Source organism: Bacillus sp. FSL R7-0166 (assembly GCF_038008935.1).
GTDB lineage: Bacteria > Bacillota > Bacilli > Bacillales > Bacillaceae > Bacillus > Bacillus altitudinis.
On the sequence record NZ_JBBPAC010000001.1, the window covers coordinates 1,031,936 to 1,043,358 of the forward strand.

Genomic DNA, 11,423 nt, shown 5'->3' on the forward strand with positions numbered 1-11,423 from the left:
CCTAAAAGCTGTTTTTTTATGCGGTTTTCACCCTTTCTCATTCTACTATTGAATATTTCACTAAATATGATAATATATGAACTGCCGTTAATTGATAATGATAATCATTTGTGGCAGAGAGCTTGATAGAAAGTGTGAACCCTGTATGAAGTTGTACCAATTAAGTTTGTTGTTTGTGTGTTTGGCATGTGCGTCGCTGTTTGTCGGAGTACAGGACCTGTCTCTTTTACAGTTGTTTCATCTATCAGATGAACAAATGAACACCTTATTTTCAAGTCGCATCCCGCGGCTGATGAGTATTGTGCTTGCTGGCATGAGCCTGAGCTTATGCGGTTTTATCATGCAAAGCATGACGAGAAATAAATTTGTCTCTCCAACGACTGCAGGAACAATGGATTGGGCCAAGCTGGGTATTTTAACCGCTATGCTTGTTTTTACACAGGCAAGCCCGCTGATGAAAATGGCGATTGCGTTTTTATTTACGTTAGCTGGCAATCTATTATTCTTAAAAATTCTACGCCATATTAAGGTGAACGATACGATCTACGTACCGTTAGTCGGCTTAATGTTTGGCGGAATTGTTAGTTCAATTTCCACGTTTATAGCCTATAAATATGATTTGATCCAAAACGTATCCGCATGGCTGCAAGGGGATTTTTCTCTTATTGTTCAGGGGCGTTATGAACTGCTCTATGTAAGTGTTCCTCTATTGATCATCGCGTATTTATATGCTGACCGCTTTACAGTGGCTGGTATGGGTGAGAGCTTTGCCGTCAATTTAGGTTTAACGTATAAACGTGTCATGGCAGTTGGTTTGGTGATTGTTTCGATGATTACTTCTGTAACGATTTTGACTGTTGGCATGCTACCTTTCCTCGGCTTAATCATTCCGAATATTGTATCGATCTACCGAGGGGATCACTTGAAAAAGAGCCTTCCGCATACGGCTTTATTAGGGGCCATTTTTGTGCTCATATGTGACGTGCTCGGACGAGTGATCATTTATCCATATGAAATATCTGTCGGGCTTATGGTCGGCATCATTGGAAGTGCGATCTTCCTGTACATGTTATTAAGGAGGAAGCGCTATGCATAAGAAACGAACATTATTTCTCATTGCAGCCATTGCAGCCGTATTCGTTGTCATCTTCGTCACCTTTCAAATGGGGTACTGGGAGTACACAGTGCCGAGCCGTTTAAAAAAGGTGCTTGCCATGACTTTGACAGGAGGCGCGATTGCCTTTTCCTCTGTTGTGTTTCAAACATTGACCAATAACCGAATCTTAACGCCAAGCATTTTAGGGTTAGACGCGCTTTACTTGTTTTTGCAAACGGCAATTATTTATCTTTTTGGATCGACCAATTTGATGATCGCGAATAAGAACCTGAATTTCTTTCTCTGCGTTGGATTGATGATTCTTTTTTCTGTGCTGCTCTATACGGTGATGTTCAAGCGCAAAAACAAGCATATTTTCTTACTCCTGCTTGTCGGGATTGTGTTTGGAACATTGTTCAAAAGTCTTTCTTCCTTTATGGAAATGCTCATTGACCCGAATGAATACCAAGTCGTACAGGACAAGTCCTTTGCCAGCTTTAATCACATGAACACAGATATTTTACTCTTCGCTTCTCTTTTATTTGCGGCACTTTGTCTTTATATATGGACCTTCCGCGCGAAATTAGATGTCATGTCGTTAGGAAAGGAACAGGCTGTGAATCTCGGGATTGACTATGACGGGATCACAAAAAAGATGCTGATCGTCATTGCCGTCCTTGTTTCTATTGCGACGGCCCTCGTCGGCCCGATTACGTTTCTTGGCTTACTCGTTGTGAATGTGGCAAGAGAGCTGTTTCGTACATATCGGCACACGTACTTGCTATTAGGCTCGTTTTTCATTAGTGTCATTGCGCTTGTAGGCGGGGAATTTCTTGTGGAAAAGGTATTTACGTTTCAAACACCGCTTAGTGTGCTAATTGATTTAGTCGGCGGACTGTATTTTATTTATCTACTTTTAAAGGAGAGTCGTTCATGGTCGTGATGAAGGGAGTCAGTAAGACATATAACGGAAAAACAGTGCTTCACGAAACAACTGTCAGTGTAAAAAAAGGACAGCTGACCTCTCTCATTGGTCCAAATGGTGCAGGCAAAAGTACGCTTTTGTCCATCATGAGCCGCCTGATTCAACCTGATACTGGGGAAGCTTATTTAGAGGATAAACCTTATCGAGCGTACGCTCCTCAGGAGCTTGCGAAAAAAATGAGCATCTTGAAGCAGTCGAACCACATGAGTGTGCGTCTGACCGTTCGTGAGCTTGTCAGCTTTGGCCGCTTTCCTTACTCTCAAGGCCGCTTGACAAAAGAAGATGAGAACATGATTGATGTGTCGCTTCAATACATGAGACTCGTCGAAATCCAGCATCAATATTTAGATGAACTAAGCGGCGGACAAAGGCAGAGAGCCTTTATTGCCATGGTGCTGGCTCAGGATACGGATTATATTTTCTTAGATGAGCCTTTAAATAATTTAGATATGAACCATTCAGTTGAAATGATGAAGCTGTTTCAGCAGCTCGTGAAAGATCTTGGAAAAACGATTGTTGTTGTTCTCCATGATATTAACTTTGCATCTGTCTATTCAGATCACATCGTCGCCTTAAAAGAGGGTCAGGTAATCAAAGAAGGAAGCGTTGATGAAGTGATTCAAACAGAAGCACTTGAACACATTTATGACATGCGCATACCGATCGAAGTCATTCGTGGTGAGCGTATTTGCTTATATTTTTCTTGAAAAAATGAAGAGGTGATCAATCATGAAAAAATGGATTTGGATGATAACAGTATTAACAGCGATTGCTGTCCTTGCTGCCTGTGGTAACCAAGGAAAAACAGCGGGAACGAATGAGGAAACCGTAACAGTAAAGGATATGTTGAATAAAGACGGTGTGAAGATCAAGAAAAACCCGAAAAAAGTCGTCGTTTTTGATATGGGAAGTCTCGATACACTTGATAAGCTTGGTGTCAACGTGACAGCTTTACCAAAACAAGTGATTCCTCACTATTTATCTAAATATGAAAGTGACAAATATGAGAATGTCGGCGGGTTAAAAGAGCCAAACTTTGAGAAAATTGCAGAGATGAAGCCTGACTTGATCATTATTCAGCACCGTCAAGCAGATGCATTTGATGAATTTTCTAAATTTGCTCCGACGATTTATATGGATGTAGATAACGCAAACTATATGGAATCATTTAAAAAGAATGCTGAAACATTAGGAAAGATTTTTGATAAGGAAGACAAAGTCAAAAAAGAACTTTCTGCCATTGACCAAAAAGTGGCTTCATTAAAGAAACAAGCCAAAGAGTTAAAGAAAAATGGACTCGTCATTATGGCGAACGACAGCAAAATGACGGCATTTGGTCCTAAGTCAAGATATGGTCTGATTCATGATGTATTTGGCATCACACCAGCAGATCAAAAGCTAGAGCCATCTGATAAACATGGACAAAGCATTTCGTATGAGTATATGGTCAAAACGAACCCAGATTACTTATTTGTCGTGGATCGCGGCGCGGCAATTGGAGAAGAAACGTCTGCGAAACAGCTTGTTGAAAATGATTATGTGAAATCAGTCAAAGCGGTTAAAAACAATCATGTGGTGTATTTAAACTCTGACATGTGGTATTTAGCAGGCGGCGGCCTTGAATCATTGAATGCGATGATTGATGAAGTGAAAAAAGGAATTGAACAAAAGTAATGGATGAAAAGCTGCTCCTATCGAGCAGCTTTTTTATTGTGGATACATAAAAATATGTTGCGTGCAGGAAACTTTCATCAAAATATGTTATAGTGGAACCTACATTGTGAGACTAAGATAGAGTGAGGGTTCGGAAAGGATGAAGGAGAAAACAAGATCAAAAAGAAGGCTAAGACCTTGGGTGAAAGTCGTGCTGTTTATCATGGCATTTGTCATGATCATGGCAGTATCTGTCACAGGATACGCATACTATAAAATTTCAAAAGCGTCGAATAAAGCGCAAGTATCTTTAGAAAGAGGAGAGACCTCGCAAAAGCGTGTGAAAGCTTTTGATCCAGGAAAGGATAGTTTTTCGGTGCTGCTCTTAGGGATTGACAGCCGTCCAGGTGAAACGGTAGACGAAGCAAGAAGTGATGCGGTCTTACTGGCGACGGTGAATCGAACAGACAAAACGATCAAGCTCCTAAGTATTCCTCGTGATTCTTATGTTGATATACCGGGGAGAGGATATGATAAAATTGCTCACGCCCATGCGTTTGGGAGTGCAGATTTATCAGTCAAAACGGTAGAGAATTTGTTAAACATCCCGGTAGACTATGTGATTGCAGGAAACTTTAAGGCGTTTCAAGACATTGTCGATGAGCTAAATGGAATTGACGTAACGATTGAAGATGAAGGCATTGCAAAACAAATGGAGAAGGATTCAAAAGGAAAAGTTCATGTGGAAACAGGCACGCATACGCTCAGTGGTGAAGAAGCATTAGCGTTTGTGAGAACGAGAAAGGCAGATAGTGATCTCATGCGCGGAAAGCGCCAAATGGAAGCACTTCAAGCCATCTTTGAAAAATCAAAATCCATTTCTTCCATACCGTCTTATGACAACATCATTGATACACTTGGGGATAACGTCTCCACCAATTTATCCATGAAACAGTTGATCGGTCTATTCCCTTTACTGAGTTCATTAAAATCAGTGGATACCATCCAATTAAAAGGGCACGATTACCAGCCTGGGAATGTGTATTACTTTGAGTTAGATGGACCAGGATTAGAAGAAGTGAGACAAGAGCTGAGAAAACAGCTCGAATTGTCATAATGGAGAAAGAGCCTGCCGCTATGGCAGGCTTCAGCGTGTAGACAAACCCTCGCATTCTTTGTCAGTCCTGCGCTCTGGTGCTCACGAATGCCAAATTCGCTCCGCGCCAGTACTCGTCCTTCCTAGGGCTGCAAAGGTTTTCTATCACGCTGAAAAGAAGACAAAGGGCTAAAATAAAGTTCATTTTAGCCCTTTGTCAACAATCTGGAGCCTGCCACTGTGGCAGGCTTTTTTTAATAGTAGAGGGTTGCAGGCATCGTTGGGTACCACACACCATTTAAAGCAAGCGCCCAGCCATACACCTTTTGACCTGATTCAATCTTGTCCTTTACCGAAGTGAGCGCTTCGTATGAAAAGACTTGATAAGCCTGTCCGGTTTTTTTAGCGATAATGACCGATAGAATATTGTCATTGAATACACTTGGCTCTTCGTCCGTACTCGTCCAAGCAATTCGATTATAGTAATTCATGTTAAAAGGATTTTCGAGTGCTTTCACTTCAAACTTCACTCGTTTTCCAACGATAGAAACCGTTGTATAGGCTACACTTGTTATTTGTGCAGATGCTGCTGGGGCTTGTTTTCCTGTTTGCAGTGGTTCTAATGCCGAAACGGTACTTGGCACAAGTAATCCTGCTGCTAAGGTAAGTGCTGTTATTTTTTTGAACATGAGTTGGAACCTCCTAATTTTTGGTATAACAATCAATTCGCCAAAAACTAAAGAGTTCCTTCTTTAAATGTAAAATATAACCATATTATTTTCCTGAATGGAGAAAATAATGGGTGAGCATTTCCTCTACACGATGACGTATACGGGGATTAAAATATTTATGCTTTTCTTCATAGCCATTGATCAGAAATAAATATGTCGTAAATCCTTCATCGTGTTCAATTTGCTGTACGTTCATTTTTTCTTTACGTAACTGTTGTTTCAGTTGATAAAGGGCTTTTTGTGCTTCTTTTAATGAAGAGGTGACTAGCTGAATATATGGTTCATTTAGTTTGAATGTTTGATGTTTTTTAAGGTGCGTCAAATCACGATTGAGGATGGAGATGACCATTGGAAGAAAGATGGCTTGTTCCATCATCTGAAGTTGTACGCTTGATAATCTCGTCATGTCCATGCCTGCTTTCTTTGTATAGAACATTTGTTCTTATTTATTATATCGGATGAGTTAAAAAATCTCAAGGGGGGGCTGAGAGGGATTCATTTGTATATTTTTATGTTTTCCATGTAAAATGAAAGATAGACAAACCTTGAAGGAGTCAAACAAGTTGCCATTATTTCTTTCTATATTTACTCATGAAAATATCACATCATTTTTTGAAAGCTACAAGGCTTTTGGACCCATTGTGGCTATATTACTCCCTTTAATAGAAGCATTTCTACCGTTTTTACCTCTCGTGGCATTTGCGGTGGCCAATGCAAATGCTTTTGGGCTATGGGAAGGCTTTTTATTGACCTGGATTGGTGCAAGTGCAGGGTCTATCCTTGTCTTTTTACTGATCAGAAAATTTGGACAGATGAGGATGTTGAACTTTATTAGCAGACACCCTTCTATTCAAAAGCTAATGCTTTGGGTTGAAAAGCGGGGATTTGGTCCGTTGTTTATTTTACTCTGCTTTCCTTTTACACCTTCTGCTGCCGTTAATGTCGTAGCAGGTCTATCAAGAATCAGCGTCTGGCAGTTCTCATTAGCCGCTTTATCAGGGAAGTGTGTCATGCTCTTTATTATTAGTTTTATCGGCTATGACATTTCAGCTTTAGTAAAGAATCCGTTAAGAAGTGTTTTTGCGGTTCTAGTCATTGCTTTATTATGGTATGTTGGAAAGAGAGTAGAAAATAGGTTGAATATTCGGATGAGTCAGCGTGAGGACAAAGGAGGCTCTTAATGAAAAAGAAGCCATTGCTATGGTTCATGATTATTACATGCATCGTCTTGTTGTTCCAAGTAAAGAATTTCATGTTTGTCACGTACAAAGTAGAAGGGGTTAGTATGGACCCTACATTTACAGATGGAACAGAATTATTAATTAACAAGTTCTCGCCAAAACTCACGAAAATTAGCCGGTTTGACTATGTATTATTTCATGGCCCTAAAAATCAAATCTTGATCAAACGGGTCATTGGACTTCCAGGAGAAACAATCAAATATGAAGATGATCAACTGTTTGTTGATGGTGTAAAGTGGAAAGAGCCGTATTTAAAAGAGCAGAAAAAACATAAAATGGGCAACGTCCTAACAGGTGATTTTCAGCTGAAAGCCATCACCGGTCGTCAGAACATACAAAACAATCATTACTTCGTGATCGGAGATAATCGAATACATAGCTTTGACAGCCGGCATTTTGGAACGATCTCAAAGGATCAAGTAGTCGGTGTAAAAAGGAATCATGATGAATAAAAAAGAGCCGCTCTGCTTATGCAAAGCGGCTCAGCGTGTAGACAAACCCTCGCATTCGTTGTCATGTCTGCTCTCCAGTGCTCACGAATGTCAAATTCGCTCCGCTCTGGTGCTCGACCTTCCTAGACTTCAAAGGTTTTCTATCACGCTGAAAAGAAGACAACGGGCTAAAATCAACATCATTTTAGCCCGTTGTCAGACAATCTGACAGCCGCTCTGCTTATGCAAAGCGGCTCTTTTTATTTAGCGGTTTTATAATCAGTCTGTCTTTTTGCCCAGACATGATGTAAGAAACGAAAAAACGGTGGTAGCATGGCGATGACCAAAATAATTCTAACGACTTGTACAGCCACAACAAAGGTGGAATCCTCATGAAGTGTAACAGCTGTTGTTGCCATTTCTGCAATACCGCCAGGCGAAAAAGCAAGAATGGCCGTAATGACAGAAATACCTGTTATTTCTGCAATGGCAATTGAACTGAGAACGGTCGCGGCAATCAATCCGGCTGAGCTGACGACGGCCACAATCAAGGTATTTTTTAGCCCGACAAACATTTGTTTATTCATTTTTGACCCGATGGTTGCCCCTAGAAATACCTGTGACGCAATGTTCGCTTGGGCTGGCCAGTAAGGAATCAAATCATGACCTGTCAAGGCGCCTGCCCCTACTTGGAGAGCTGCCACACCTAACATACTGCCGATGAGCCAAGGGGCAGGAAAGTGAAGACGCACAGCTAGGCGTGACATCAGCCATGCCCCTAAAATGAGTGCAGCAGTCCAAGAAATGTTTGATATTGTGAAAACGCCTGATGAGAAGGCGCTGCCTTGGGCGACTACCGCATCTGATTGGCTTTTTGTATTTAAATAAAATACCGTAAATGGAATGGTCAGTACGACCATTAACACACGTATCGTTTGTACGAGACTAACTACAGCTGTATTTGCTCCAACCTCTTGGGCGATGCCCGGCATAGCGGAAAGACCGCCGGGGGCAGTGCCGACAAAGCTGGTCAGCATATCTGTTTTACTCAGCTTCCATAAGATAAACCCGGAGAGCATGGCTAATAAAATAGAAAAGACGAGCATGAAACTCACGGGAAGCCAATTTTCAGCGAAAATGTGAAGGACTTTCATGTTCATTTTTTGTCCTAGTTCGATTCCGAGAATGAATTGACCAAGGAGTAGCCATCTACTGTGAATACGTAAGGTATTCTTTCCTTTACGCTGAAACAGGGCGGGACGGCGCAGGGCAATAAATGCAGCTGTCATTAATGTGCCAATCATCCAGCCGATAGACATCCCTGTTAGAGACAAAAGGAATCCACCTAAACCGCTTACCGCAATCAAAATGAGATCGGTTCGAAGGCTGTTTCCTTGCTTCATCACATATAAACCTTCTTCCTGTATATTTGTTCAGTAAGTGAAATGTTGTTATCTTCACTATAATACAAAAGTCTCTATAAATAAAATACGAATTTTTTTAGTATTTTCATAAGATTATCTTATGGATAACTCTGTTAGAAAAAATTGTTTTTGATATAAATGACATATAATTTTTGTCAAAAACAAATACAATATACAACGATTTTCCCCTATTTTTGTTATCGGTTGACTATCATTTTCAATTACACTACAATGCTTAGTGTGAGGTGATGACATGAAAATTCCTTCTTTTAAATATAATGAAAAGGGATTGAACCGCTTTTTCGGTCCTTTAGAAGGAAGGATCATGGAGATCCTTTATCAAGGTGAGGATCTGCCGATTAAAGAGGTACAGCAGAAGCTGTCAGATGAGAAGCCAATTAATTTCAACACGGTCATGACGGTACTCAATCGATTAACCGAAAAAGGAATTGTGGAAAAGAAAACAAAAGGGCGTTCATCTATCTATAACCCTGTTTTAACAAAAGAAGAATTTCTAAATGAGCAAACGAAATGGATTACTCAAGGACTGATGGATGATTTCGGCCCCCTTGCAGTCAATCATATGGTGGACGCAATTGAAAGTGCTGATCCTGAATTACTGAAGGTACTTGAAGCAAGGCTTGCATCCAAAAAAGAGGAGAAACGACATGATTAAAATGAAGTCGAGTCTGCTGTTTTTAGGCGGTATATTGATTGGCTTAGTGATCTTTTACCAGATGGGCTATTATGTACTCTCAAGCTTTTTTGGCTGGAATCAAGCATATAACCTGATCCACGTATGTCAATCTGTTCTCGAATTTTATGGATTCACTCCTTTAAAGTATTTTCTGGATGCGTTCGTCTTGTATACGCTTGGTTTTGCCGTTTTCTATATGACAAAGCAGGTCAGAAAGTATCTTCATTTCAAAAGAAATATGCTGATGGCAGTCGATCAACATTCAACGCAAACTCTATCAGACAAGTATAGAAATGAGATCATTGTGTTTCATTGCCATGAACCGCTTGCTTTCGCAATGGGGATGCTTCGGCCAAAAGTGTATCTCTCAACAGCGCTTATAGACATGCTGGATGAAGGGGAAATCGATGCGGTTGTCTATCACGAATTACATCACAAATACAGCTACGATCCTTTAAAGACTTTCGCTTTCTCTATGCTCACAAAAGTGATTTGGTACATTCCTGTGTTAAAGCATATGAGACAAAGTTACTCCGTTTTTCGTGAAGTCATTGCAGATGACTATGCCATTCAGCAGACAGGGACTGAGCTTGGAGTAGGGCAAGCCCTTTTGAAACTCATTAAAAATAGAACCCAGTTTCAAAAACAAACGAAATTTGCCGTGTCCTTTGGAGACCGAGCATTAAATTTAAGAATCCAAAAAATCTTAAACCCAACATACAACATACCGTTCAATGTACCACTTATCCCAATTGTGACATCAACCATCCTCATGTTGGTCTTAATGATTATGCTCAACTTAAATTACTAATTTTTTTTACGAATGAACATTACATGATGTAGTGTAAAAATGGGAGGAAATCACTATATGAAAACAAATCAAGAAATAGGAACACTTTTTGTTCGCGTCATCTTAGGCATTATTTTCTTTTTACATGGGCTTCAAGCATATCAAGGTGGACTAGGAGGTACTGCGGCATTTTTTGGTCAAATTGGTGTCCCTGAATTTATGGCCTATATTGTCAAAACAATTGAACTGGTTGGTGGAATTGCCCTGATTCTAGGTTTAGGCACACGTCTTTTCGCAGCTTTATTTGTACCAATTATGGCTGTAGCCATTATCACAGTTGGTTTTGCAAGAGGATTTGTGGGCGGTTATGAATTTGAACTTTCTTTAATGGTCATGGCGCTTTACTTGACACTTAGTGGCAGCAAGATGCTTTCGATTGATGGATTGTTAAAACAACAGCAACAAAGCAATGAAGCAAAATTTCATTAAATAACAAAAAACTCCTTCTGCGTTGTAGCAGAGGAGTTTTTTTATGGTCAAAAGGTCGTTTTATCATTAAAAAAGGAAAAGCGAAGAGTCGTTTTGATGATGACAGCCCTTTATTTCACATATTGAATGAGCAAAAAAGCAATTTCATTTTTTGACGGAACATACGATCTCCTATTAAAATAGGAGTAACTAAGAAACATGGTGCGTTAAAAGATATAGAAACCAGACAGCATGCTGCTGTTCATCTTGAGCAATACGCTTCATTAATTCCTTTGTTCCTTGATCACGGACATAGTCTGATACCGTTAAGTAAAAATCGACTGTTTTTTGTTCGTCTTTAAAGGCAAATAAGAGACCTTCCCTAAATTGGTCTGGACAAGGCTCTGTTATGCTTGGTTTGTGGTTTTTACCAGTCAAAGAATAGTATAGCTTTGTAAATAGCTGATAATGTCTGACTTCATCCTGACGTATTTCTTGAATGATTTTTTTCGCTTCAGGATTTTTTGCTTTTTGTGCAAGTTTTTCATAGCATTGGATCGCAGAATATTCTCCATTGATGGCCTTTTCAAGGTCTGCAATGATCCTTGTGTTTTGGCGCATGTCATATGGCGAGTAGTCATAATAACCGTAATACATGATATTGCCAGCCTCCTTTTAGATCATAATGGTTTATGATATGAAAAGAGTCGGGAAAGGTGCCTATTTTCTTTTCAATTGGAGGAGAAAGGGAAGGTGATAGGAAAATAGCTATTTACCTTTATTTTCGCTAGAATATGAGTACATAAGAAAG

General features: G+C 40.0%; 14 protein-coding genes. 10 read left to right on the forward strand and 4 right to left on the reverse strand.

Translation table 11 applies throughout. The features are described 5' to 3' along the window. Positions 1-145 precede the first annotated feature (145 nt). The 5 genes from NST01_RS05245 (at position 146) to NST01_RS05265 (ending at position 4,851) form a co-directional block, all read left to right on the forward strand. Positions 146-1,096, forward strand: a complete 951-nt coding sequence (locus NST01_RS05245) for an ABC transporter permease (RefSeq protein ID WP_017366964.1) — start codon at positions 146-148, stop codon at positions 1,094-1,096. Further along, positions 1,089-2,039, forward strand: coding sequence for an iron chelate uptake ABC transporter family permease subunit (locus NST01_RS05250; protein WP_019743340.1), 951 nt, complete (start codon positions 1,089-1,091; stop codon positions 2,037-2,039). The genes NST01_RS05245 and NST01_RS05250 overlap by 8 nt, the downstream gene beginning before the upstream one ends. After that, on the forward strand, positions 2,030-2,788 hold the full coding sequence (locus NST01_RS05255; RefSeq protein ID WP_057079732.1) for an iron ABC transporter ATP-binding protein: 759 nt from the start codon (positions 2,030-2,032) through the stop codon (positions 2,786-2,788). The genes NST01_RS05250 and NST01_RS05255 overlap by 10 nt, the downstream gene beginning before the upstream one ends. Positions 2,789-2,810: 22 nt before the next feature. Then, positions 2,811-3,755: a siderophore ABC transporter substrate-binding protein gene (locus NST01_RS05260; protein ID WP_058213981.1), complete on the forward strand. Its 945-nt coding sequence runs from the start codon at positions 2,811-2,813 to the stop codon at positions 3,753-3,755. Positions 3,756-3,894: 139 nt separating this feature from the next. After that, positions 3,895-4,851, forward strand: a complete 957-nt coding sequence (locus NST01_RS05265; protein WP_007499147.1) for an LCP family protein — start codon at positions 3,895-3,897, stop codon at positions 4,849-4,851. Positions 4,852-5,084: 233 nt separating this feature from the next. Here the strand turns inward: NST01_RS05265 and NST01_RS05270 are convergent, their stop codons facing one another. Together NST01_RS05270 and NST01_RS05275 are read right to left on the reverse strand one after the other, a co-directional pair. Next, complete coding sequence (locus NST01_RS05270; RefSeq protein ID WP_159145573.1) at positions 5,085-5,519, reverse strand: enoyl-CoA hydratase; 435 nt, start codon at positions 5,517-5,519, stop codon at positions 5,085-5,087. Positions 5,520-5,604: 85 nt separating this feature from the next. Beyond that, positions 5,605-5,967 carry a hypothetical protein gene (locus NST01_RS05275; RefSeq protein WP_008348633.1) on the reverse strand — a complete coding sequence of 121 codons (363 nt, stop codon included), beginning with the start codon at positions 5,965-5,967 and terminating at the stop codon, positions 5,605-5,607. A gap of 157 nt (positions 5,968-6,124) precedes the next feature. Between NST01_RS05275 and NST01_RS05280 the strand changes: the two genes are divergently transcribed. Both NST01_RS05280 and lepB read left to right on the forward strand, forming a co-directional pair. Then, positions 6,125-6,742, forward strand: a complete 618-nt coding sequence (locus tag NST01_RS05280) for a TVP38/TMEM64 family protein (protein ID WP_017366969.1) — start codon at positions 6,125-6,127, stop codon at positions 6,740-6,742. After that, a complete protein-coding gene (gene lepB / locus NST01_RS05285) occupies positions 6,742-7,254 on the forward strand; it encodes a signal peptidase I (RefSeq protein ID WP_007499139.1) in 513 nt (170 codons plus the stop codon). Before NST01_RS05280 ends, lepB begins: the two co-directional genes overlap by 1 nt. A 239-nt stretch (positions 7,255-7,493) precedes the next feature. Here lepB and NST01_RS05290 read toward each other — a convergent pair whose 3' ends face one another. Then, positions 7,494-8,636 (reverse strand): AbrB family transcriptional regulator, encoded by a 1,143-nt coding sequence (locus NST01_RS05290; protein ID WP_341041617.1) that lies wholly within the window; start codon positions 8,634-8,636, stop codon positions 7,494-7,496. A gap of 274 nt (positions 8,637-8,910) precedes the next feature. Between NST01_RS05290 and NST01_RS05295 the strand changes: the two genes are divergently transcribed. From NST01_RS05295 to NST01_RS05305, 3 genes are read left to right on the forward strand one after another with little or no spacing between them, the layout of a single operon-like run. Beyond that, positions 8,911-9,333, forward strand: a complete 423-nt coding sequence (locus tag NST01_RS05295) for a BlaI/MecI/CopY family transcriptional regulator (protein ID WP_136944466.1) — start codon at positions 8,911-8,913, stop codon at positions 9,331-9,333. Then, on the forward strand, positions 9,326-10,165 hold the full coding sequence (locus tag NST01_RS05300; protein ID WP_035700187.1) for a M56 family metallopeptidase: 840 nt from the start codon (positions 9,326-9,328) through the stop codon (positions 10,163-10,165). The genes NST01_RS05295 and NST01_RS05300 overlap by 8 nt, the downstream gene beginning before the upstream one ends. A gap of 57 nt (positions 10,166-10,222) precedes the next feature. Further along, positions 10,223-10,633 carry a DoxX family protein gene (locus tag NST01_RS05305; protein WP_008348626.1) on the forward strand — a complete coding sequence of 137 codons (411 nt, stop codon included), beginning with the start codon at positions 10,223-10,225 and terminating at the stop codon, positions 10,631-10,633. A gap of 189 nt (positions 10,634-10,822) precedes the next feature. Here NST01_RS05305 and NST01_RS05310 read toward each other — a convergent pair whose 3' ends face one another. Then, the gene (locus NST01_RS05310) at positions 10,823-11,269 is read right to left on the reverse strand and encodes a ferritin-like domain-containing protein (protein WP_007499129.1); all 447 of its coding nucleotides are present in this window, start codon (positions 11,267-11,269) and stop codon (positions 10,823-10,825) included. Positions 11,270-11,423 lie beyond the last annotated feature (154 nt).